Raw genomic sequence first — 25,156 nt, forward strand, 5'->3', positions numbered from 1 at the left:
AAGCAAGAATTTATAGGCTCATAATGCTCACTGCGGTATATAAAAGTAAGAAAAAAGCGGATACCTTCCTATTTGTTGAAAAAAGAGATGATTTTAGTAAAGTTCCGGAACCTTTAATGACCATGTTTGGTCAACCTCAATACGTTATGATCATTAATTTAGCAAAGCGTGAACATTTAGGTGGTGCAGATTTAGAAACAGTTAAAGCCGCTTTATCTGATCCTGATAAAGGCTTTTATTTACAAATACCACCGCCAAAAGAAAACTTGTTAAGTCAATTACGAAAAGAAAATGGAGCCGATAGTGATTAGAAAACTGACCGTTTTATTATGTGGGGTTTGCTTAAGTGGCTCTGTAATAGCCAAAACTCAAGCTGAATTTCAAACGTATTTAACAGATTTAAAGCATGAAGCGATAGCAAAAGGTTACGACAGCAAATTAATCGATGATGCTTTTGCTACTGCTACGTATAAAGAAAAAGTTGTATCTGCTGATAAAAATCAACCAGAAGTAAAAGAAACACTTGAAACATATTTACCTAAACGTGTACCGCAATGGAAAATTGACCGCGCACGTAAGCTTTATGCAGAAAATAAAGATGTATTGGAACAAGTAGCAAAAGAATTTGGCGTACAGGCACGCTTTATTGTTGCCCTTTGGGGTCTTGAGAGTAATTTTGGAACAATTCAAGGCGGCCATAATGTTATTTCATCTTTGGTAACACTTGCTTTTGATGGACGTCGTGAAGCTCTTTATAAACGCCAACTATGGGCTGCACTAGATATATTAAAGTCGGGCCATATTACGCTCGATAAGTTTAAAGGTTCTTGGGCTGGAGCGATGGGGCAAACACAGTTTATGCCTACCTCTTTTAATGCTTATGCGGTCGATTATAATAATGATGGTCGAAAAGACATTTGGACTACCAAAGAGGATGCGTTTGCCTCTATTGCTAATTACTTAAAACAAGAAGGGTGGGATGACTCTCTTACTTGGGGCCGCCAGGTGCAGTTGCCAGAAAATTTTGACAGTAAATATGTATTAGTACGTGGCACTAAAACACGTAAACAATGGCTTGAGTACTGGAATGATTCTGAGCGCTCGTTGGCTCAATGGCAAGCGTTAGGTGTGCGCAAAGCAGATGGCTCTGATTTACCAAATGTTGATGTTCGTGCAGCTTTAGTTATGCCCGATGATATTAATGGGCGTATGTACCTAGCATACGATAACTATAAAGTATTTATGCATTGGAATCGCTCGTATTACTTTGCCACAAGCGTGGGCTACCTATCAGATAGAATCGGTTATCCTAAAATTTAATTACCGATTATCTATATTAAAAAAGCCGCTGTATGCGGCTTTTTGTATTTAGATAAGAGCTTAGGGTTTATTGTTCTTTTTTAAATATTTTATCTTTTAAGTCGATTACCTTGCCAATGCCTGATCCAAGCTTCATGAGCTTATTTAACTGCTCAGGGCTTAAACGTTGTAGTTCTGATGACCACTTTGTAACCGTTTCTAATAGGTTATGAATTTCACCCATTTGTTTTTGAGCGTATAGCTCATCGTCATTACTGGCTTCATCAAGCAAGTTGTCACGCAGCAGACTTAAGGTTGGATCAATTTCACGTTTTTTTCGTTCTTCAAAAACACGATTGGCCATGTCCCAAATTTCACCAGCAGGTGCATAATACTCTTTTCTATCTCCAGGCTTATGATGTACTTTTATTAGTTGCCATGATTGTAATTCTTTTATGCCCATGCTTACGTTACCACGTGAAATACTCAGCGAATCCGCTATTTCGTTTGCAGTCATGGGTTCTTTAGTAATGATCAATAAGCCACACATTTGCCCTATGGTTCTATTGAAACCCCAGCGGCTGCCCATTTCACCACAATGCATAACAAAGGCTAAATTTTTTTCGGATAAACTCATAGCTTTTTAACTTTCAGTAAATTCAGAAAGTAATGCTAGCATGCTGATTTTGGATAGCAAGATTTTAGATTAAGTAAAATTAAACTTACACATCTAAAGGTTGATTTAGATTAATTTTTCTTCATCAAAATTAGGTTATGTTTATAGCTAATACTCTTCTTAAACCGTTAGCCTAGTTAGATTTAACTTGGTTACTCACATATGATGGAATGACTATGAAAGCTGCAATAAACACTCAGTACAAAGGTAAATTACAAATTACAGACTTACCAAAGCCACAAGTAGGCATTAATGATGTTTTGGTTAAAATAGTGGCCTGTGGAGTATGTCATACCGATTTACATGCCTGTCATGGTGATTGGCCGGTAAAACCCAAAATGCCACTTGTGCCGGGACACGAAGGCGTAGGCATAATTGAAGAAGTAGGCAGCAACATACAGCATTTAGCGGTTGGAGATAGAGTAGGTGTGCCTTGGCTTTATAGTGCTTGTGGGCATTGTGAATTTTGTTTAGAGGGTAAAGAAACCCTGTGTTTATCACAGCAGAACACGGGTTACTCAATCGATGGTGGTTATGCAGAATATTGCTTAGCTCATGGCGATTACGTAATTAAAATTCCAGATGGTTTAGGTTTTTCAGAGGCTGCGCCTTTATTTTGTGCAGGTGTTACTACCTATAAAGCATTAAAAGTATCGGGTGCAAAACCAGGTGACTGGGTTGCTATTGTTGGTGTGGGTGGGCTCGGGCATTTAGCTGTGCAATATGCCAAAGCAATGGGCTTTAATGTAATAGCTGTTGATACAGGCAAAGAAAAACTTGAGCTTGCTAAAGAGTTAGGCGCAGATATTACTCTCGATTTTAAAGAAGTTGTACCAAGTGAAGCAATATTTGAACAAGTTGGTGGTGCGCATGGTGTTGTGTGTACTGCGGTATCTAAAGCGGGTTTTGAGCAAGCTTATAAAAGTGTGCGTCGGGGTGGTAAGTGTGTGTTAGTGGGGTTACCGCCAGAGGATATGCCATTACCTATATTTGATACTGTGCTCAATGGTGTATCGGTAGTCGGGTCGATTGTTGGCACGCGTAAAGATTTACAAGAGTGCTTGGAATTTGCGGCTCAAGGAAAGGTTAAAGCTATTATAGAAGAAAAGCGCCTAGAAGATATCAACGAAATATTTGATGATATGATCAAAGGTGATATCAATGGTCGAATAGTGGTTACACTTTGAGTTAACCATTAGATAAAAAGGCATGCCAAGCAGGCATGCCATCATTATAAGCCTCAACTAATCATTTGCATGATTATAGCGTGTAACTAAAGCGTGTAACTAAAGCTTAATTTAGCGTTACGTTCTTCACCTGGCATACCGCCTAAGAACATTGCTTTAGAGTAATACTTTTTGTTAAACAGATTGTTTAAGTTCAGCTGCATGTGCCATTTATCTGTAGTGTACGAAACCGCTGCATCATAAACTGTGTAGCTAGGTACGTAACCATCAGGGATACTAAATGAGCTTGAATTAGTACTTCTGTTATCAACAAACGTAATACCACCGCTAATATTAACAGCCTCTGGTAAATTAAACATTTCAGCGTAATAAGTAACCCAGGTACTTGCAGTTACATAAGGTACACCTTTTTGGCGCGTATCGTAGCTACTGCTTGTTGGGTTAGATTTATCGCGTGCGTCTTGATAAACCCCATTTATATTAATTTTCCACTGCTCATTTAAGTGCGCATTCAAGTCAAGCTCAACACCCTTAGTTTGTTCTTCACCATCGTAATAGCTTTCAACTACATCTGAGCTAGATACCCCCGCCTCATATAGAGGGTTAGCGTATTCTAAATTAGTTCGTGCGCTTTCAAATATAACAAGTGATGCTAAAAGCTGATCATCAAACGCTTTAAACCTAAAGCCTAAATCATTGCTGATTGACTCTGAATCTTCTCTATCAGCTTCATTTCCTGCGACTGAACCTAATACACTGTATGCAGTACGTCCTTTCGCGTGGTTTATAAACACAGAAAAATCTTCAGTTGGTTGATAAGTCGCGCCTAAGTTATACGTTAAACCACTGTCAGAAGTATTTGCTTCAGGCGTTGGTTGAGCACGACTTGAACTATAACGCTCATCAACACCAAAGTGCTCGTAAGATTGCTTAATACGGTTGTAAGCAACACCTACACGTGTTGTTACTTCGTCTGTAATGTAACCTACATGCTGAATACCTAAGCCCCATGCTTGTACTTTTTTATTATAGTCACTTGTTTTAAGTGGATCATAATCGTCAAAGCTACCTGTTGGCCAATTTGGTGCTCTCATATCATAAATATATGGCAAGCTACCTTGGTATAATAAGTTACCTTCACTGTCGTAGATTTCTTTGTCTGCATCGTATATTGAGTACTGTTTAAAGCGTATATCTCTGTCTTCATAGTTAGCATTAACTAAAAGTTCGTTATCTACGTCACCAAGCATAAAGTCATAGCGCAGGTCTAAAAAGTATTGCCACGATTTTTCGTCGGCTTCTACTTGGCGGTACTCTTGTCGACGTGCTGCAAATGGATAAAGTACACCGTCTTCAACAAGTGGTGCGCGAGGGTCATTGTTAATAATCCCGTCACGTGTTGAATAAACGTAGTTAAACGCACCGGTTTGGCGTGCAAAGCTTGATGTGTAGTTACGGTATTGCAGTTGCTGATTTAAAAATAAATCATCTGTAATAAAGTAATTGTGCGTTAGTTTGAAGCGTAATTCTTCACCTTCATTATCATCTGCCATTGGTGAAATAATACCGTTGGTTCCGAAGTCGTAAGGGGTTAAACCATCAGTCGATGACAATGAATCAGCTAGCTGTTGTTGCTGATCTGATGTTAATTGTACGCCGCTGCCTGTAGGATCATTGACTAAATCAGCGCCTGTTACTTCACCAGCGCTTAGGCCATTTGCAGTTTCTGCACTATAAATACGAATAGGGTGACCTATTGAGTCAACTGCAATCGAGTCCTTAATATATGCGCCAGAGAGCATAATGTCTTGTTTATCACTTAATACATATTTAAGTGATGCGTAAAGCTCATCTCTGTCTTCTTTTAGGTCACGGTAACCATCGCTAGAGGCTGTTTTTGCCATAACACGATAGGCTAAATTATCAGTGATTGCGTTGGTGCTATCAAATGCAAGTGAGTAGCTATCCCATTGTCCAAGCTCAGCAGATATTTTATGTTTTTCTTCAAACTCTGGCTTTTTTTCAATTAAGTTAATTACGCCACCAGCACTACCAATACCGTATAAACCTGTTGCTGGGCCTTTTAATACCTCAACCGACTCTACATTTGTTAAAGACCGTGTTGGATTAAATGTATTGCCAAGGCCTGCACCGCCATACATACCATCATAAGTATAGTTAGCGTCTAAGCCACGAATCACAAGATTGTCACCAATGCCATAGTTATTACCAGCTTGTGTTAAACCACTTACGTTACGCGTTAACTCTTGTAAGCTATCTACACCTTGTGACTCTATTAGTTCACGGTCAATAACAACAACCGGAGCAGGCGTTTCCATTAGTGACATATCAGATTTAGTAGCAAGACCTGAGCTCATTACTACTTGGTTTTGTTTTTGATAAACGCTAATACGTTCAATATCTTCTTCAGCTGATTGGGCAACTGCAATATGTGCATTTAAACATGCTAGGGTAACTAATGAGTATTTAAATTTTTTCATGGGGTGATAAGTATTCGCATTTAGTAACTTTGCGCGAATGATAATGGTTATTGTTTTTAAAGTGAATAAAAAGTTCAAATAAATTTATTAAATAGTGTTTTTTGATTTAAAAATATACAGTTGAGGGTGTTTTTAGGTTATTAATGCAACATTGTTTACGTTTTATTAATTAACAGCAAGACTATAAAATTAGCAATAACGAAATAAATAATTTAACTTCAATAAAGTCATTATTGTTTGTAAAGGTTGATTATTAACAGCTAAATATCAGCTTAAGGCGTAAAGTATAAGTAATTAACTTAACTTTTATGGGGAATAAGGTGTGTTACCTTAAACCCCTAAGAACAGGTAAATTCTACTATCTAAAAATTATAAAATTAATGCTACAAATCATTTTTATACACTTTACCTGCTTTCATAACAAAAGGGATATGCTCTAGTTCAGTAATATTTTCAAGTGGGTTGCCTTTTAATGCAATTATATCTGCCGCAAACCCTGCTTTTAGCTGACCAAGCTTAGTGTTCATTTTTAATAGTTTTGCACTATTAATTGTTGCAGCTTGAATTGCTTGCAGTTCAGACATACCAAATTCAACCATACGGGAAAACTGTTTTGCGTTATCTCCGTGAGGGTAAATAGCGGCGTCTGTACCAAATACCATGTTAACACCTGCTTTTACTGCTCGACTAAAACTGTCTCGCTGTTTTTTTGACACTTGGCGTTCTTTATTTAGATTTTCTTGTGCTACACCATTTTGCTCGCCATAGCTAAGCGTATACTCGGTGTTGTAAATATCCATAGATAGCCATGTACCATGTTTTTTAGCTAGGGCAATCGCTTCATCATCTAAAAAGCTGGCATGCTCTATACTATCAACGCCTGCTTTAATTGCGGTTTTAATACCGCTTGTTCCATGAGCGTGCGCAGCGACGGGTAAATCACGCATGTGCGCTTCATCTACAATGGCTTTCATTTCTTCAAATGAATACTGCTGTACACCTACTTTTGTGCCTTTTGAAAAAACACCACCTGTTGCGCAAAACTTTATTGCATTAGCACCGTATTTAATGTTTTCACGCACTTTTACGCGCGCAGCCCACGGACCATCAGCTACACCGTTTGAAGTGAATTTTAGCTCAGGAGGTAAACGATTATTATCGCAATGCCCACCAGTAATCCCTAAAGAAGGACCTGCGGCCCAAATGCGTGGCCCTACAATATCACCTGCGTTAATACCGTCACGCACTGCAATAACGCTATAGCCTTGTGCACCCACATTTCTAAGTGTGGTAAAGCCAGCTTCTAATGTTTTTTTAGCAAAATAGGCTGCTTTAATAGCCATACGTGGTACTGATTGGCCTAAACGTTCGCTTCGTGGCACGGTAGGATCACTTGTTAAATGAACGTGCATATCCATAAGACCAGGCATTATTGTTTGCTCGGGTAGTTGAATATATTTATCCCCTTTTAATAATTTGGGATCTTTATTTTGTTCAATATTTGTGATGATGCCGTCATCAATAGTAATTAAAGGCGATTGAATGAGTTTACCGGTTTGTACATCAATCATCGCTTTTGCAGATAAATAAGTCGTTGCTTGAGCGTTAATGCTTGAAAAAGTTAACAATGCTATTGCAGCACTGAGCATTTGTTTTTTCATTGTTATTCTTCTGTAGTAGTGGTTTTAATTAAATTTAATGTAACAACCTAATACAAAAGTGTAAATAGAGATTCTGAAGCTCAATTTATCGTAATTTCTTTATTAAGTAGTGGTTTATAAGCATAATTAAAAGTCGACACAAAAAAGGAATACCATGAAACCTATTAAATTTGCTTTAGTTGCCAGTAGCGTTATGTTTGCTTTAAGTGGCTGTACAAGTACTGATGTTAGTGAGCGTACTAATACCAATGTACAGTTAAACAGTTCAAACGCACAAGCATCTGTAATTTCAGAATTATCAGCAGAGCAGCAGCTCGATGTACTTGTAGCTCAATATTACGATGAATCACTTACATTTAAGCCAATTAATGCAACTTACACTGGCCGTAGTGAATTTAACGACCAATTCACACCAGAAATTTCAGAAAAAAATCGTGCTAAAAAGGCGGCTTTTTATAAAAAATACCAACAACGTCTAACCTATATAGATAATTCACAATTAACGGGGCAAGCGCTTTTAAGCTATGAAATTTTAGCTAGAGATTTGGCACTCAATTTAGAAGGAATGCAGTTTCCAAGCTATATGCTTGCAATTAACCAAATGTCTGGGGCGCATAATACTTTTGCAGGCTTTGGTTCTGGGCAAAGTGCTCAGCCATTTAATACTTTTCAAGACTACACTAATTTTTTAAAGCGCAGCAAAGGGTTTATTACATGGCTTAATAGCGTACAGCATGCAATGGCGCAAGGTATTAAAGCCGGTATTACCTTACCTAAACCTTTGGCTCAAAAACTTCAGCCACAATTTGCAGCTCACGTTGTAAAAAAAGCCGAGGGCTCATTATTCTGGGGGCCTGTAGCCAACTTACCTAAAACATTTTCGGCAAAGCAAAAACAGCAACTAACAACACAATACGAAACGCTCATCATGAATGATTTGGTGCCAGCCTATAAAAGCATGAGTGATTTTTTAGCTAATCAATATATTCCAAATAGCCGAGAAACAGTAGGGTATAGCGACTTACCCAATGGCAAAGCGTGGTATGAATACCAAATTAAAAAGAACACGACACTTAATTTATCAGCTGATGAAATTCACGTTATTGGTTTAAGTGAGGTGTCACGTATTTTAGATGAAATGAAAAAGGTAAAACGCGATGTGGGTTTTGAAGGCTCACTCTCAGCGTTTTTTGAGCATTTACGTGATTCAGACGAATTTTATTACGATACGCCTGAAGAGTTGATCGCCGCATACGAAAATATTAAACAAAAAATAGATTCGCGCGTTCCGCTACTTTTTGATATTGCTCCTAAAGCACCTTATGTTGTAAAAGCAGTTGAAGCGTACAGAGCGCAATCTGCGGCTGGGGCATCATATGCTGCGCCTGCACCGGACGGATCACGTCCAGGTATTTTTTACATTAATACTTATAACCTAAAAGCGCAGCCTAAGTTTTTACTCGAAACACTCTCTATTCATGAAGCTGCACCAGGGCACCACTTTCAAATTGCTTTACAGCAAGAGATAGAAGGACTACCTGACTTTAGAAAATTTGGTGGCTATACCGTATTTGCTGAAGGTTGGGCGTTGTACGCTGAAAGTTTAGGCAAAGAGCTTGGCTTATTTACCGACCCTTATATGTGGTACGGGCGTTTAGCCGATGAACAACTTAGAGCTATGCGTTTAGTGCTTGATACCGGTTTTCACGCAAAAGGCTGGACACGTCAGCAAGGTATTGATTACATGCTTGCTAACTCATCAATGGCCAAAAGCGATGTTATAGCCGAGGTTGAGCGTTATATTGCATGGCCTGGGCAAGCGCTCTCATACAAATTAGGGCAGTTTAAAATTCAGCAGTTACGTGATTACGCTAAAAAAGAATTAGGCGATAAGTTTGATATTAAAGCGTTCCACACACAAATATTGATAGATGGCGCACTACCGATGCCAATTTTAGAAGAAAAAATTAAACGGTGGGTTGCAACGCAAAAGTAATCAATTACGCGAAAGCCCGTACTAATAAAGGTGCGGGCTTTGCGCGCATAGCTGCAATACGTTAGAATGCGCGCTCTTTAGGGGCGCGAGTAAATTATGTTTGATCAAGAATTAGCAGATACACAGTTTTGGCTTAAAAAAAATCTAAGCGACATGAACCAAAATGAATGGGAAGCCATTTGTGACGGATGTGGAAAGTGTTGTTTAAACACCTTTATTGATAGCGAAGATGAAGACGAATTCACCGCCACCGATCAACTTCGTGAAGGCGAAGAACTGATTTTCACAAATATCGTTTGCCAATATCTTGATAACAATACCTGTGGTTGTAGCGAATACGAAAACCGCCAAACGCTAGTCCCATCTTGTGTAAAGCTTACTAAAGCGAATCTTAAAGATATCTTTTTTATGCCGCAAAGTTGCAGCTACCGCCGCTTGCATGAAGGTCGTGGTTTAGCATCATGGCATCCGTTATTAAATAACGGGAATAAAACAAAAATGCATGAGTTAGGTATTTCTGTAAAAGATAAAACCGTTAAAGATTGTGACGTAAAGCTTGATGATTTTGATTTATACATTGCCGAGTGGCCAACAAAGGACGCTGATTAATGAGTGAGCTAAAAGCAAGTATTGGTTTAATTAATCCTAAGAGTCCTACTAATGTAGGTGGCGTTTTGCGCGCTGCAGGTTGCTACGATGCTAAGCAAGTATTTTTTACTGGTAACCGATACTTAAACGCTAAAAAATTTCATACCGATACAAAAAATGTAGTTGAAAGAATCCCCCTTACCGAAACTAACAACCTTGAGTTGGTAAAGCCTGAAGGTGCAACTGTCGTTGTTATCGAGCTGATAGAAGGTGCTACACCGTTACCTGATTTTCAACACCCAGAAAATGCGTTTTATGTTTTTGGTCCTGAAGATGGGTCTGTACCAAAAGACGTTTTAAAATGGTGTGATGAAGTGGTTTACATTCCTACTATTGGGTGTATGAACTTAGCAGCAACATGTAATGTTGTGTTATACGATCGCTTAGCGAAGATTGGCGGGGTAGAGAGTAGTGACGACACTATTATTAGCTCTCGCGATACAAACAATAAAATGAGATGGAAAAAAACAGATTAATCGTATATTTCTGCTTTTACTACAGAACCTAGTTTGTATGTACCTAAATGTAACTTACAAGCTAGGTTGAGTTCACTAAACACACCTGCCTTTACAAAATCTTACCCAATTAAATCATGCAAATAATTAATTTTTTACTAAGCTTGAATAAATTAAACATTTTAAGATATTGCAATGCGTTGGTTATTTTTATTAGTTTTATTGTTAGCGAGCAACCCTAGTTATTCTGATTCAACAGTAGAATATTACTTAAATGGTAGTCATCATGTTATAGACGGTTATAACCATAAATCAGGAATACTGTTTGAGACTGAAAATTCAAAGCAAACTCTTCATTTAGCTACGCTAGACTGGCCTCCGTATATTGGTAATAATTTATGTAAAAAAGGATGGGTATATCAATTTTCAGTGGCGTTGTTGAATAGTAAAGGTTACAGCGTTTATATTGAATTTTTACCATGGGCCCGTGCGGTAAGAAACGTAGAGCTAGGTAAAGCGGATATATTACTTCCTGAATACTTTATTGAAGATACAGCTCCTTCTGATTACGTTACCAATAAAACGCGCCGTGAACTACTAGGATTATCAAATTCATTTGTAGGGGGGAAAATTGCTTTTTTAAAACGCAAAGGTGAAACAGATCGTTTTACAGGTAATTTAAAATCTCTAAAAGGTCATAAAATAGGGGTCGTACGAGGGTATCAAAACACACCTGAATTTGACGCTATGATGGATAATGGTGAATTTGAAACGATTAGTGCAGTTGATGATTTACAGCTTGTACAACTTCTTGCAGCTAAGCGTGTAGATTTAATAATTGGCGATCCTCAAGTACTTAAATTTTCTGTGGTGTATTCAACGCTTAGCGATACCAAAAAGCAGAATCTGTTAAGTTCTATTGAACAAGAAACCACTCCTTTGCAATATAACCCACTTTATTTTGCTATAAGTAAACTTACACCCTCATGGCTTAATGTTTTAGAAGATATTAATGAAGGTCTATATCAGTTTCATAACAGTGGAGAGACTGATCGAATAATTAAAAGTCTTGCCAAAGGATGCAACTGAGTAGGAACGTTCCTATTTGAGTTTCACCCAATTAACAAATAAACAGGTAAACTTGCCTTAATTTGTTAATGGAGTGAAAACAACGTGAGTGAAATAAATATAAATCAATCATATGGTGTCAATGAGCAATCTAATAAAAATTATCTGTTTCCGTTGACCGCCATGACGACCCTGTTTTTTTTGTGGGGTTTTATAACCGTTTTAAATGATGTACTAATACCGCGCTTGAAGGGGGTATTTGACCTCAGTTATTTTGAGGCAATGTTAGTACAGCTCTGTTTCTTCGGTGCTTATTTTATAGTTTCTATACCTGCTGGCATTTTAGTAAAGCAGCTTGGCTATAAAAAGGGCATATTAACAGGCTTAATTGTTGCCTCTGTTGGTTGTATGCTGTTTTATCCCGCTGTAGTAGTGCATGAATATTGGCTGTTTTTAGGTGCTTTATTTGTACTTGCTGCAGGTGTAACGGTATTACAGGTGTCAGCCAATCCTTACGTGGCAGCTCTTGGCCCTGAGAAAACAGCTTCATCTCGTTTAAACTTAGCACAAGCACTTAATGCTTTGGGCACAACAGTTGGGCCATATGTAGGTGGTATATTATTTTTTGGCACTGCTGGCACACTCGCGGCTTCTGCAGCTAGTGCTGAGTCTGTAAAAGTACCTTACTTAATGCTTGCAGCTGCCTTGCTGTTAATCGCTATTATTTTTGCATTTATTAAACTACCTGAAATAGACGCGCATAAAGAAAAGAACAATGCCGCCATTGAATCTCGCTCGCTTACGCAAGCACCACACCTAACTATGGGTGTGCTTGCTATATTTTGTTATGTGGGTGGAGAGGTTGCTATAGGAAGCTTTTTAGTTAATTATTTTGGTGAAGCGCATATAGCAGGTCTTGAAGAGCATGCAGCTGCTGCACTAATCAGTTATTATTGGGGCGGTGCGATGGTAGGGCGCTTTATTGGGTCGGCACTTTTACAAAAAATTGCCCCATCAAAAGCTATTGCCTTTAACGCATTCAGTGTTATTGCATTACTGCTTATTACCATATTTACACAAGGCGATATTGCACTCTATTCAGTGCTTGCGATAGGTTTATTTAATTCTATTATGTTTCCGACAATATTTTCTGTAGCAATTGAAAAGTTAGGCTCGCTGACAAGTAAAGGATCGGGTTGGTTATGTTTAGCTATTGTAGGCGGTGCGTTGGTTCCTTTGTTGCAAGGTTTTATAGCCGATACAGTAAACATACAGCAAAGTTTTTTTGTACCGATGATATGTTACGTATTTATAGCGTGGTATGGCTTAAATGTTACTCGTTTAGCAAATAAGTGGAAATAACCTACTTATTTTAAGTGGTTGAATACGTATTCAACCACTTAAATTATTTTTAATATAAGAACGTTCCAATTTTAGTGTTTCCTTGCTACCTCTCGTCAAATAAGTACTTGCCTTGTTATAGGATAGAAATTCACTACTTTATTATTGTTTCTTATTAGTAATCTGTTTTTAAGTCTTGTTTAGTAAGACATTTAGCTGTTTTTTTGCTAAAAGTATGAAGTTAATAATGAAGAATAATATAAAGGGCTCATGTGTTTAACTCTTTAAAGCGATGTTTCAAGGTAAATATTGTGTTGCTTACTGTATTTCAGCAAAAGTTAGTCTCTGCTTTTTATTGTTTTGCGTGCTTTTTAATAACTAAATTTGTTATGGTTAATTACACAGCTAAATTTTATCAGCTTGATTATTCAGAACTATTAAATATGGCTAGCAGAACAAGGTTTTTAGAATTAAGTGTAAATCGTTTCGGTGCAACTGATGCCTAAAAAAAGTGTTAGTACACAAAGTTGGCGTAACCTTATCAACATCGACAACGTTTATAGCTCTGACAAGCAACGGCAAGCTTTTTCGTTATTTACAATGATTGCTATTGCGATTGTTGTATTAACGATACTGGTGGCTTTAAATTATAAGATATATTCGCCAATCCTAACGGTTTCGTTAATTGTAGTTAATATTACAATTATTTGTAGCACAGTCTATTTTGTAAAAACGGGTAAGCTAGAGGTTGTCGCTTTAATTAGCATGCTTATAGTTTTTATTATGTGCGTGGCGCTTACTTATACAGGGGGAAATGAAAATACAGCCCTTTATTGGCTTATGTTTTACCCCGTTGTTAGTTTTGCTTCTTTAGGTGTTAAGTATGCTACATGGCTTGGATCATGTTTATTGCTTTGCTGTACATTTATATTGTATGGGCCCGATATTGGGCAAGTTAGTTATGGTGATGTTGAAAAGTCACGTTTTTTAGCCGGTTTTACTTTAGTGTTTGTTTTTTCATTTATTGGTGAATATTTTAGGCACAGAAGCCATATGAATATCGCGGGTATTACTCTTGAACAAACACAAGACGCTTATACTGATCAGCTTACCGGTGGTGCTAATAGGCGCTTTATAACCTCACATTTTTTAAAATTGGTTGATGAAAATCCACACGAATACTTGCCTTTTTCAATTTTGTTACTCGATTTAGATAACTTTAAAGCGTTGAACGACACGTACGGCCATGACTTTGGTGATACTGTTTTAATTGAGTTTACAAAATTGCTAGAGTCGCAGTTTCCAAGCTCTGCGGTTAAAGCGCGTTATGGTGGTGAGGAATTTGTAGTGATTTTGCCAAACGAGCGCAGTCAACATGCCACTAAATTAGCTGATGACTTTAGAGAATATGTGAGTGAATATGTTATTTTAAATAGTACTAAATCCAGGGTCGTATTAACGTGTAGTATAGGCGTAGCACAAGTAAATAATGTGGCTGAGTACGAAAAAGAATTAAAAAAAGCTGATGAATTTTTATATTTAGCGAAAGAGCAAGGTCGCAATAAAGTTAGATCAGCACATAATAAAGGTTAATTATGACACAAAGTAAACTCATATATGTTCATGACCCAATGTGTAGTTGGTGTTGGGGTTTCGTACCTACCTGGTTAAAGCTAAAAAGCGAACTAGAAAATAACTTTAAAGATATACTAACCATAGAGTACAAAGTGGGGGGCTTAGCACCGGACAGCCAAGCGCCTATGACACAAAATATGCAAGATATGCTACAAAACACATGGCGTAAAATCGCTGCACAGTTAGGTACACAATTTAATTATGCCTTTTGGCAAGAATGCCAGCCTAGGCGTTCAACCTATCCAGCATGTAGGGCTGCGCTTATTGCACGTAAAGCCAATAAAGAGGCCGACATGGTCGCTGCTATTCAACATGCTTATTATCTCAATGCTCAAAACCCATCTGATGAAAACACGCTAATTGAACTTGCACAGCACATTGGTTTAGATAAAGCCGATTTTGAAAGTTCACTGCAATCACATCAAATTAATGATGAGCTCAATAAAGAGCTTGCCTATGCTCATAGCTTACCCATTCAAGGCTTTCCATCATTAGTGCTTATTAATAATAACAACGCTTTTCCTATTGATATTAATTACACCGATTGGCAGCAGTCTTTTAATCAAATTAGTGCGTTTTTAAAGTAACGTTTTATAAATGAGTGTTTTGTCTCAAAACACTCGTGCCCTTTTTATACTGCTCATTACACTTTTGCTTCATTAAGTCGCCATTATTACCGTTGTCATAAAACCGACTTTTTTGCGCAACATGCCTGTCATTTTTCATCTATACAATTTCGCTCATTGAAAATCTTTAGTCTTTAAATTGTTTGCATTGAACAATTAAAGCTAAAAAACCTACTAGCAAATCCGCTAATTAACGAGTAAAGGTGTATGCGATGAAAGGCGTTAAACCATTAATTTTAGCTGGTATTGTGGCTGCAAGTGCTGCTGTACAGGCGAATGATTTATATAAGGTTATCGATAAAAGCAGCGAAATAAATAAGTCAGCTGCGCAATCACAAACAAAAATAGACAAGATTGCAGACTCAATGCAAGGACGTCTTCAGCAATTTAAAACGCTTAACAAAGAAATTGACGGGTTAGCGGTTTATAACGCGCAATTAACTAAGCAGTTAAACAACCAAATTGAAGAAATGGAATCACTTAACCTATCAATGGATCAAGTCTCTATTATTGAACGTCAAATTACCCCGCTTATGCTTCGTATGATTGAAGGCCTTGAGCAATTTGTAGCCTTTGATGTGCCATTTTTAACTGACGAGCGCACAAAAAGAATTACCTCTTTAAGTGAAATGATGAACCGTGCAGACATCAACTCAAGCGAAAAATTTCGCCGTGTACTTGAAGCTTACCAAGTTGAAGTTGATTACGGTCGCACTATCGAAGCCTACACCTCTTTATTAGATATAGACGGTAAAGAGCGGGAGGTAGATTTTTTACGCATTGGCCGCTTAGAGCTTATTTACTTAACTCGCGATGGTAAAAAAGCAGGTAGCTGGAATACAGACACTAAGTCGTTTGTTGCTTTGCCAGATTCTACGATAAGCCAAATCAATAAAGGTTTACGCATTGCGCGTAAGCAACTTGCCCCAGATATGTTAACTCTGCCAGTACACGCAGCAGAATAAGAGGTTAAAAATGAAACTGTTTACTCAAATGACAAAAATGGCCCTTGTTGTTGCAAGTATTAGCATTGCGGGTACATGTGTAGCGGCAGAGCCGATGAATTTAGATTCGCTACTTAAAACCCTTGAAGAGGGTAAGTCAGCCCAAAGCGTACAAAATAAACAACGTGAGCAAGAGTTCGCAGCTCGTCAAAATGAGCAAGTACAAATGCTTAAAAATACACAAGCAAAGCGTAATCAAATGCTTGTTGAATCTGAACGTTTAGAAACTCAGTTTGAAGAAAATGAAGTAAAGCTAGCTAATTTAACCGATACATTATCTAAACGTATGGGATCACTTAAAGAGTTATTTGGTGTACTACAACAAGTAGCAGGGGATTCAAGCAATAAGTTTGCAACTTCCGTGGTATCAGCCGAGATTGCTGGACGTAGTACATTTATGGATGAGCTGGCTCAAAAAATGGGTTCAACCTCAAAGCTTGCCTCTATCGAAGATATTGAAAAAGTGTGGTTTGAACTACAACGTGAAATGACCGAGCAAGGTAAAGTAAGTCGTTTTGATGCAAGCGTTATAGTTGAGGGCGGCACTAAAGCACAGCAAGAAGTGGTGCGTGTTGGTGCATTTAACCTCGTATCAAACGGTAAGTACCTAGAGTTTAATCCAGCGACTAACACATTGAGTGAGTTAACACGCCAACCTGTATCACGTTTTACAGCCACGGCAGATGAGTTACAAAACACTAAAAATGGTGTTGTGCAGTTTGCACTTGACCCAACAGGTGGCTCAATTTTAGGTTTGTTAGTACAAGCACCCGATACGCAAGAGCGTGTACATCAAGGTGGTACAGTCGGTTACGTTATTTTAGGTGTGGGTGTAATTGCACTCCTTATATCTCTTGAGCGCTTTTTCTCATTATTGATTATGGGTGGAAAAATTCGTCGCCAACTAAAAGATGACGTAGCACGCGATGACAACCCGCTTGGCCGCGTAATGAAAGTAAAAGATCAATTTCCAGATGTTGCCTACGACACGCTAGAACTTAAACTAAGCGAAGCTATTTTACGTGAAATGCCAAAAGTAACGCGTAATTTAACACTGATTAAAATCATCTCTGTTGTTGCGCCGCTACTTGGTTTACTCGGTACAGTAACCGGTATGATCAACACTTTCCAAGCTATCACGCTGTTTGGTACCGGTGACCCTAAATTAATGGCTGGTGGTATTTCGCAAGCATTGGTAACAACGGTACTTGGCTTGGTTGTAGCTATTCCTACGGTATTTTTATACACCTTACTTAATACTCGCGCTAAAAATATATTGCTTACTATTCAAGAGCAAAGTGCAGGCATTATTGCCAAGCGTAGTGAGAAAGGAGCATAAACCATGGTGCTATTGATTGACTCAATCAATGCTATCCGTGATTTTCTCGACACTGGTGGCCAAGTTCTCTTGGTCATCGGGGTGTTAATCTTCGCGATGTGGTTATTGATACTCGAGCGATTTATTTATTTTTTTAATGGTTTTCGTAGTTATAAACACGGCGTAAAGGACGATTGGACTAATCGAGCAGAGCGCAATAGCTGGAATGCAGAGCAAATACGCCAGGCGATGATATCCCGTGCGGGTATGCGCTTAAACACAAACCTTGCGTTAATTAACGTAATGGTAGCGCTTTGTCCGCTCCTTGGTTTACTAGGCACAGTAACTGGCATGATTGAAGTGTTTGATGTAATGGCAATTACAGGCACTGGTAGTGCGCGTTCAATGGCATCAGGTGTTTCTAAAGCTACTATCCCAACAATGGCAGGCATGGTGGGTGCACTTTCGGGTGTATTTGCCTCTACGTTTTTACAACGCAGGGCTAAGCGCGAAGTTGAACTACTTGAAGACAGCATGGTTTTAGATCACTAAATATATATAGTTAAGCGGCTAACTATAGCGCCGCTTATATTAGGAGAATAAAAATGAGAGCCCCGTTAGGAAACCTATTACAAGAAGATGAAGCAGAAGAAATTAATATGACCCCAATGTTAGACGTTGTATTTATCATGCTTATTTTTTTCATCGTTACCGCCTCATTTGTTAAAGAGGCCGGTATTGATGTAAATCGACCAGAAGCAGCCACAGCAGTTAAAAAAGAGCGAGCAAACATCTTAGTTGCGATTTCAGACAAAGGTGAAATTTGGATTAATAAACGCCAAATTGATGTACGTGCAGTGCAAGCGAATATTGAACGCTTAAAAGCTGAAAACCCACAAGGGAGCGTGGTTATTCAAGCCGATAAAAAAGCCACCACTGATATGTTAATTAAAGTAATGGATGCGTCGCGCGCTGCAGGTGCGTTTGATGTATCTATTGCTGCTCAAGATGCGTCGTAAGGGTTAGTTATGTTGCGATATTTAGTTGCATTAGTTGTAGCCGGTGTAGTGACCTTTATGCTGTTTTTAGGCATGCAAGCACTTATTACCGGTGGTGAAGGTGCTATGTCGGAGCCAGTAAAAGGTAACGTTTTAGATTTTGTACGTTTGAAAAAAGAAGAAACAGTACAAAAAAAAGAACGTAAACCGCAAAAGCCACCCACACCAAAAGACCCACCGCCGCCAATGGAATCACCACAAATGCAAAGCAGTGATGCAGCGGCAAACGCAAATAATTTCGACTTTGGCGCTAATGTAGATGCCGATGTGAATTTGTCAGGCGGCTTGGCGCTGGAAACAAGCGACGGTGAATACTTACCCATTGTTAAAGTAGCGCCTGTGTATCCGCGTCGTGCGCTATCTCGTGGTATTGAAGGCTATGTAATTGTTGAATTTACAGTGACTAAGCAAGGTACGGTGCGCGAGCCTCAGGTTGTAAAAGCCGTTCCTGAGTCACTATTTGATAGAGCAGCAATGGATGCAGCCCTTAAATTTAAATATAAACCGCGCGTAGTAAACGGTGAAGCCGTTGAAGTGGCCGGTGTTCAGAACAAAATATCTTTCCAAATTAGTGGTTAATTTAGTAATTAACCATGAGTAAACGGACAGAAATGCGAGGCGATTATGAAATTACACCCTACAGTTAAACTTTTAAACATAACGTTATTTTGCACTGCCGCAGTGAGTGCAAGTATTGTTGTGCCAAGTACACTAAGCCTAGTGCCTGGGCTAAACGTAGCCACTGCACATGCAGAGCAAAAAACAAAGCGTGTACCCGCGCTGCGTGAAAAGGTTTATAGCCAGCTTGCTCGAGCGCAAAAACTCGCTGATGATGGCGATGTTAAAGCAGGCCTTGAAGCGCTTAATAGCATTGAAGAGCGAGCTTCAAGTATGAACTCGTACGAAATTGCAATGATGCATAACTTTTACGGCTTTATTTATTACAACGAAAACGACTTACCTAAAGCGATTGCCTCGTTTGAAAAAGTAGTTGCAGAAGAAGCTATTCCTGAGTCACTTCGTTTAAGTACTACATTTAGCTTGGCGCAATTGGCTATGGCCAATAGTGATTATAAAAAGGTAATTACGTTTTTAGATAAGTGGGATGCAATAAATACTAAAACTAAAACTAAAACTAAAACTAAAACTAAAACAGAAGGTTACTATTTATTAAGAGCACAAACGTATTATCAGCTAAAAGATTACCTAAAAGGGCTGGAGTATATTACTCAAGTTATTTCACTAAGTGACAATGAAGGTAAAACCCCAAAAGAAAACTGGCTGGTGTTACAACGTGCAATGTATTACTCACTTAATCAAACAGATAAGGTGGTTGGTGTACTTGAACGTATGGTAAAGCTATACAATAAGCCTGAGTATTGGGTTCAGCTAGCTGGAATGTATGGCGAAACGGGCAAAGAAAAACAGCAGTTAGCGGTGATTGAATCAGCTTACCAACAAGGTTTTTTAACTTCTAAGTCTGATTTACGACAGCTTGCTCAAGTTTATTTATACAATGGCTTAGCGTTTAAAGCAGCAGTTGTTATGAGTGAAGCTATTGATAAGGGTATTGCTGAAAAAACAGCAAAAAACTACGCCTTTGTAGCCGAAGCTATGATCCAAGCTAAAGAAGATGAAAAATCTATTACTTACTTTGCAAAAGCGGCTGATTTATCAGAGCACGGTAAATACGAACAACGTCTAGCAGAAGTGTTTGTTAACACAGAACAATATGAAGAAGCCGCTGATGCTGCGCGTAAAGCACTTGATAAAGGCGGCCTTGATTTTGAATCAAATGCATTTGTTGCCCTGGGTATGGCTCAGTACAACATGCAAAATTTTGATGCGTCAATTTTAGCGTTTGAGCAGGCAGAAAAACATAAAAAATCTCAGCGTTTAGCGCAGCAGTGGATCAAATATGTAAAGCGTGAAAAAGTGCATGCAGAAACGCTCAAAACAGCTTTATTGTAAATTTTAAAGCGCTTTACTCATTAAAAAGTAACGCGTGTAAAACCATTTCATAATCGCAACACCAAAACCGCCTTAGGGCGGTTTTTTTCGTCTCTTTAAGTACCCAATTGTCTGATTTTTAATAAGTTACCATTGTCATCTTATGGTTATCAAACTGTAACTGCTTTGTCATAAGTCTCCCGTATTGTTACCGCAGCTAAACTCAAGTGACCTTAAAGCATTGTTTAAGTGTTTTAAGGTGACTTGAGTTTATTTAAGCACCTAAAAAATAATTAAATACTTTAACGGAGTGAACAATGAAATTATCTGACTTATTCAAAATCAGCTTAGTGGCTACAGCAATAACATTGGCTGGTTGTGGTGGTGATATTAACGTTACACCTACGACTGTTGATAACAGTGTAGACAATTCAGTGACTAATCCAGATGACGATAATGGCGGCGATACATTAAGTTGTGCCACATACACATTAGATGGAGCTACATTTACAGGTGAAGCAGAGGGCATTAACTGTTTATACAGCCAAGCATTTGCAAGTAATGCAAAAGAAATTACCAGCTCTTTTGTTATCCCCGCGCTAGACGATGGCGGTGCCCATGTTTTTGAAGGTGCTTTATTTATTGGTGACGATGTAGACACATCTACTGGTGCTACTATTGATGTTAATGGCCCAACGTTGTCTATTGAAGCAGGCGCTACCATTGCGTTTACCAAGCCAGAGAGTTTTATTCGTATTGCACGCGGTGCAAATATTGAAGCAATTGGTGAAGTAGATAAGCCAATTATTTTCACAAGTATCAAAGAAGTTGATGGTGATGATTCAACAACCGCTCAAATTGGGGATTGGGGTGGTGTTCAGGTAAATGGACGTGGCCATTCAATTCGTTGTACAGCGACAGCAGCGGCACAAGACATGTGTAACCACTCAGCCGAAGGCATTGTATCTTATTACGGTGGTAATGATCCGCAAGATAGTAGCGGTATTCTAAAGCATATTGTTATTAAGTATGCAGGTTTTGGTGTTGAAGGTGATGAGCTAAATGGTTTGACACTAAATGCTGTTGGTTCAGGTACAACAATTGATTATGTTCATGTACATAATGGCTTTGATGATGGGATAGAGCTTTTTGGTGGAAGCGTGAATCTTAAACACATTGTTGTTACTGATACTGGTGATGACGGTATTGACTGGGATGAGGGTTGGAAAGGCTACGGACAGTACATTCTTGTCCGTTCGAATGAATATGGAAATCATGGCTTTGAAACAGATGGCGCAAAAGTTGATCCATTATCTGCAGACGCACAAGATTTAGTAACGACTGTTTCTAACCCAACTATTGCTAATGCAACCGTTGTTACTACTGGTGATCAAGGTGCTGAAGGGCGTCGTACTGGTGCCGGTATGGAAATGAAAGAATGGGGCAAAGCGCAATTAGCTAATATGTTGTTTGTAAACTCATCATCTGTAGATGGTGCTGGCTGTTTTGATTTATATAATGAAAAAGATAAATCAGGAGATGCTGGTGTGCATGCCAATGCAAACAACGGCGATATCGCATTTATGAGTTCAATATTTGCGTGTGGTAAGAATTTTGAAGACGTAAACACTCCTTTAACCGGTGCGTTAGCAAGTTTTGATATAAATACCTGGTTTACTGGTGGCGAAAATAACCAGCTGATTGGTTTTGCTGATTTTGAAAATGTACTTGGTGCTGATGGTGTATCAACAGCAGCAACCATTACAGACTCACAAGGTACTACGGTAGCGACAACAGCGAAAGACATGAGTGAAGTTGACTCTTTCTTTACTAACGCAGGTTATATTGGTGCACTTAAAGAAGGTGAATCAAGTGAATGGGCTGATTTTGTAGCCGCATCTTTACAACGCGCTAGTAATTAATCTAGACCGGCTCTAATTATAAGGCGCTTTGGCGCCTTTTTTAAGGGAATTTTAGGTTTAGAGGATATAAATATGAAACATCAAAAGCAGTTTAAAACTAATCTAATAACGTTATCTCTGCTCTCCCTTTTTTCTTCATTTAATTCTTTCGCTGAACAGGCACAAGAAATAACCAATGAAGACGCGATAGAAGAAGTTGTTGCAACAGGTACACGCCTCAAAGGCAGTGCGAGTGCCGTAATTGATGAACGTAAAAATCAGGCATTTGTTGCTGATATAATGGGTTCAGAGCAAATATCTAGAACGGGTGATAGCGATGCCGCTTCTGCACTTCGCCGTGTTACAGGCTTATCGTTAGTTAACGATAAGTTTATTTATGTACGCGGTTTAGGTGAGCGTTACTCAAGCGTGCGTTTAAATGGCGCGGTTGTTCCAAGCCCAGATCTGACTCGAAATGTAATTCCACTTGATATTTTCCCATCAAGTATTATTGAATCTCTAGCTGTTCAAAAAGCCTACTCGCCTAATATGCCTGCGGCTTTTGGTGGTGGTGACGTTAATATCAGGACGAAAAGCATTCCAAGTGATACTTTATTTAAAGTTGAGGTTGGTGCTAGTTATAAAGATACAAACGATGAAGGTTATACATACAGTGGCGGCAGTGATGACTGGTTAGGTAAAGACGATGGTACACGCGCATTACCAGGAGCCGTTAAAACGGCGCTAAATAGCTATATCAATGGCTTGTCTGATATCTCATACAGAAATATAAGAGATGCTGAGTCAAGGCTTCAGGGAGCTGATATTGGTCAAGCAGCTGCAATAGACTTAAATAAAAGTTTATCAAAAGCGCTACCAAGAGATTTTGGCTTAGAAAAAGAAAGCTTAAACCCTGATGCAGGCATTAAAGCTGTTTATGGCGACCGATTTGATAACTTATTTGGTTTGGATGGCTCTTTTGGCTTTTTAGCATCAGTTGCTTATGAAAATGAATGGTCTAATGCAGAGAAGTTTAGCGCAGTACTTTCATCTGTTGACGCATCTGAATCTGAATGTTCAACAGATGACTTTACTTGTTACTCTGCCACAGAGAAAGAAGTATCAACAAAGCATAATATAAAATTAAATAGCTCTCTAAATTTAGGTTATAAAATTGGCGGCCATGATTTAACAGCCACTTATATGATGCTACGAGATACTGAAGATGAAGCTTCTGTTGCACTTTACCAAGAGCCTTCAAAGTCATTAAGCATTGATGCTGGGCAATTACAGCGAAGCCACCTAACCTCTTTTGAGGAACGGGAACTTGAAATACTTCAACTTCGTGGAATGCACAATTTAGAGTGGAGTTTTCTTGAAGGTGTTGGTGTAGATTGGCAGTACACTGATTCAACAGCGACAACAAGTATACCTGGCGAGCTTGAAGTAACGGTGCGTGATGAGTACGTTGATGGCGAATATCAGCGTACCTTTTATAATGGCAGCTTAGGCGGCAATCCTTATTTGTATCGATTTGTTGAGCTAGAAGACGATGTAGAAAACTGGGGCGTTAATGTTAACAAAGTTTTTTACTTTGATAACGCTGAAGTTGAAATCGCGGGTGGCAGTTATTTTGTTGAAAAAACGCGTGATTACCGCACAGACTTTTTTAACTATCGCTTTAGCCAAACACAGTCTTTAGATTTAGCACAAAGTGAAGAAGAGGCGCTGTCAATTGGTAGTTTCTTTGCAAATGATGCTGTTATTGATTCAACGGATGTAGAGTTATTGTTTCAAGAACCTACAGCCGATGATTACTTAGCAGCGCAAATGATTGATGCTTATTACGGCTCTTTTGATATCACTTTTGCTCAAGATTGGCGTTTAAGTGGTGGTGTGCGTTACGAGGACTTCCGCCAAGTTGCCCTTGCTTTTTCTCGCTCAGCATTCGACCCTGCTTTATTGGCAGATAAATTAAGTGCAGATGCGATAAAACAAGCAAGTGTGATGGAAGATGATTATTTTACTTCATTATCAATGACATATAGTCAGCAGTCGTACCAAGTGCGTTTTGGCTATGGTAGCACGGTTGTGCGTCCTGATTTACGTGAGCTAAGCCCTGTTCAATTCCAAGATCCGTTGACTGGTTATCGAACGCTTGGTAATCCATTCTTAGAATCTAGTTACCTAGATAACTTCGATGCACGTATCGAGTTTTATATGGACAATGGTGATAACTACTCAGTTGGCGCATTTTATAAAGATATAGATAACCCAATCGAAGCATTATTAACCGAGAGTGACGGCCGTTTCACTCTGCAGTTTGACAATGCAGATACAGCCTATGTTTACGGTATAGAAGCTGAATGGTTAACTGAGTTGCATAGTGATTTATTAGGGGGGGCTTTTTTTACTTCTGGTAATTTAACGGTTAGTGATTCAGAAGTGGAAATTGCACAAGAGCAGCGCGCCGACCTTACTAATCTAAAGCGCCGTATGACTGGCCACTCAAAGTATGTTGCCAACTTACAATTGAATTACGATTCGCATGATGGCATGCATCAAGCTTCAGTTATTTATAACGTATTTGGTGACCGTATTTTAGCTGCGGGTGTTAACAATTTTGATGACGCTTACGAACAGCCTTTGAACTCGTTAGACATGGTTTATAGTTACTACCCAACGTTTAATACCACATTAACACTTAAAGTGAAAAATATGTTGGGACAAAACTTTGAAGTAGAACAAAATGATGTGTTAATTCGTTCTCAAGAAACGCCTAGAGAATTGAGCGTCAGCTTTAGCTACGAGTTCTAAAGCCTCGAACGACTA

21 protein-coding genes are annotated in these 25,156 nt (G+C 38.8%); 18 read left to right on the forward strand and 3 right to left on the reverse strand.

What is annotated here, in order from left to right:
- Window positions 1-23: 23 nt before the first annotated feature.
- A complete protein-coding gene (locus J8L71_RS14350) occupies window positions 24-311 on the forward strand; it encodes a YcgL domain-containing protein (RefSeq protein WP_211001131.1) in 288 nt (95 codons plus the stop codon).
- Window positions 304-1,320, forward strand: coding sequence for a lytic murein transglycosylase (locus tag J8L71_RS14355; RefSeq protein WP_211001132.1), 1,017 nt, complete (start codon window positions 304-306; stop codon window positions 1,318-1,320). Before J8L71_RS14350 ends, J8L71_RS14355 begins: the two co-directional genes overlap by 8 nt.
- Before the next feature lie 67 nt (window positions 1,321-1,387).
- Here J8L71_RS14355 and J8L71_RS14360 read toward each other — a convergent pair whose 3' ends face one another.
- Complete coding sequence (locus tag J8L71_RS14360; protein WP_211001133.1) at window positions 1,388-1,936, reverse strand: MarR family transcriptional regulator; 549 nt, start codon at window positions 1,934-1,936, stop codon at window positions 1,388-1,390.
- Window positions 1,937-2,151: 215 nt separating this feature from the next.
- Here J8L71_RS14360 and adhP point away from each other — a divergent pair, with 215 nt between their 5' ends.
- On the forward strand, window positions 2,152-3,162 hold the full coding sequence (gene adhP / locus J8L71_RS14365) for an alcohol dehydrogenase AdhP (protein ID WP_211001134.1): 1,011 nt from the start codon (window positions 2,152-2,154) through the stop codon (window positions 3,160-3,162).
- Between the two features lie 86 nt (window positions 3,163-3,248).
- Here the strand turns inward: adhP and J8L71_RS14370 are convergent, their stop codons facing one another.
- A complete protein-coding gene (locus J8L71_RS14370; RefSeq protein WP_211001135.1) occupies window positions 3,249-5,663 on the reverse strand; it encodes a TonB-dependent receptor in 2,415 nt (804 codons plus the stop codon).
- 383 nt (window positions 5,664-6,046) lie between these two features.
- Window positions 6,047-7,324 carry an amidohydrolase family protein gene (locus J8L71_RS14375; protein ID WP_211001136.1) on the reverse strand — a complete coding sequence of 426 codons (1,278 nt, stop codon included), beginning with the start codon at window positions 7,322-7,324 and terminating at the stop codon, window positions 6,047-6,049.
- A 154-nt stretch (window positions 7,325-7,478) separates the two neighbouring features.
- Here J8L71_RS14375 and J8L71_RS14380 point away from each other — a divergent pair, with 154 nt between their 5' ends.
- The 15 genes from J8L71_RS14380 to J8L71_RS14450 all read left to right on the forward strand — a co-directional run bounded on the left by J8L71_RS14380 (window position 7,479) and on the right by J8L71_RS14450 (window position 25,141).
- Complete coding sequence (locus J8L71_RS14380; protein ID WP_211001137.1) at window positions 7,479-9,320, forward strand: DUF885 domain-containing protein; 1,842 nt, start codon at window positions 7,479-7,481, stop codon at window positions 9,318-9,320.
- A gap of 96 nt (window positions 9,321-9,416) precedes the next feature.
- The gene (locus tag J8L71_RS14385) at window positions 9,417-9,929 is read left to right on the forward strand and encodes a YcgN family cysteine cluster protein (protein ID WP_211001138.1); all 513 of its coding nucleotides are present in this window, start codon (window positions 9,417-9,419) and stop codon (window positions 9,927-9,929) included.
- Window positions 9,929-10,444 (forward strand): RNA methyltransferase, encoded by a 516-nt coding sequence (locus J8L71_RS14390; RefSeq protein WP_211001139.1) that lies wholly within the window; start codon window positions 9,929-9,931, stop codon window positions 10,442-10,444. The genes J8L71_RS14385 and J8L71_RS14390 overlap by 1 nt, the downstream gene beginning before the upstream one ends.
- Window positions 10,445-10,618: 174 nt before the next feature.
- Entirely contained in the window at window positions 10,619-11,512 is an 894-nt protein-coding gene (locus tag J8L71_RS14395; RefSeq protein WP_211001140.1) for a transporter substrate-binding domain-containing protein, read from the forward strand.
- Between the two features lie 84 nt (window positions 11,513-11,596).
- The gene (gene fucP / locus J8L71_RS14400) at window positions 11,597-12,853 is read left to right on the forward strand and encodes an L-fucose:H+ symporter permease (RefSeq protein ID WP_211001141.1); all 1,257 of its coding nucleotides are present in this window, start codon (window positions 11,597-11,599) and stop codon (window positions 12,851-12,853) included.
- A 477-nt stretch (window positions 12,854-13,330) separates the two neighbouring features.
- The gene (locus tag J8L71_RS14405) at window positions 13,331-14,425 is read left to right on the forward strand and encodes a GGDEF domain-containing protein (RefSeq protein WP_211001142.1); all 1,095 of its coding nucleotides are present in this window, start codon (window positions 13,331-13,333) and stop codon (window positions 14,423-14,425) included.
- Between the two features lie 2 nt (window positions 14,426-14,427).
- On the forward strand, window positions 14,428-15,054 hold the full coding sequence (locus tag J8L71_RS14410; RefSeq protein ID WP_211001143.1) for a DsbA family protein: 627 nt from the start codon (window positions 14,428-14,430) through the stop codon (window positions 15,052-15,054).
- A 251-nt stretch (window positions 15,055-15,305) separates the two neighbouring features.
- Window positions 15,306-16,058 carry a DUF3450 domain-containing protein gene (locus tag J8L71_RS14415; protein ID WP_211001144.1) on the forward strand — a complete coding sequence of 251 codons (753 nt, stop codon included), beginning with the start codon at window positions 15,306-15,308 and terminating at the stop codon, window positions 16,056-16,058.
- 10 nt (window positions 16,059-16,068) lie between these two features.
- Window positions 16,069-17,436: a MotA/TolQ/ExbB proton channel family protein gene (locus tag J8L71_RS14420; RefSeq protein WP_211001145.1), complete on the forward strand. Its 1,368-nt coding sequence runs from the start codon at window positions 16,069-16,071 to the stop codon at window positions 17,434-17,436.
- A 3-nt stretch (window positions 17,437-17,439) separates the two neighbouring features.
- Entirely contained in the window at window positions 17,440-17,967 is a 528-nt protein-coding gene (locus J8L71_RS14425; RefSeq protein ID WP_211001146.1) for a MotA/TolQ/ExbB proton channel family protein, read from the forward strand.
- Window positions 17,968-18,020: 53 nt separating this feature from the next.
- A complete protein-coding gene (locus tag J8L71_RS14430; protein ID WP_058550327.1) occupies window positions 18,021-18,434 on the forward strand; it encodes a biopolymer transporter ExbD in 414 nt (137 codons plus the stop codon).
- Window positions 18,435-18,446: 12 nt separating this feature from the next.
- Window positions 18,447-19,052: an energy transducer TonB gene (locus J8L71_RS14435; RefSeq protein WP_211001204.1), complete on the forward strand. Its 606-nt coding sequence runs from the start codon at window positions 18,447-18,449 to the stop codon at window positions 19,050-19,052.
- Window positions 19,053-19,097: 45 nt separating this feature from the next.
- Complete coding sequence (locus J8L71_RS14440; protein WP_211001147.1) at window positions 19,098-20,444, forward strand: hypothetical protein; 1,347 nt, start codon at window positions 19,098-19,100, stop codon at window positions 20,442-20,444.
- A gap of 296 nt (window positions 20,445-20,740) precedes the next feature.
- Window positions 20,741-22,345: a hypothetical protein gene (locus J8L71_RS14445; protein WP_211001148.1), complete on the forward strand. Its 1,605-nt coding sequence runs from the start codon at window positions 20,741-20,743 to the stop codon at window positions 22,343-22,345.
- Window positions 22,346-22,417: 72 nt separating this feature from the next.
- The gene (locus J8L71_RS14450; RefSeq protein WP_211001149.1) at window positions 22,418-25,141 is read left to right on the forward strand and encodes a TonB-dependent receptor; all 2,724 of its coding nucleotides are present in this window, start codon (window positions 22,418-22,420) and stop codon (window positions 25,139-25,141) included.
- Window positions 25,142-25,156: the final 15 nt, after the last annotated feature.

The organism is Pseudoalteromonas sp. MMG007, from assembly GCF_018100985.1.
In the GTDB taxonomy this organism is placed as follows: Bacteria; Pseudomonadota; Gammaproteobacteria; order Enterobacterales; family Alteromonadaceae; genus Pseudoalteromonas.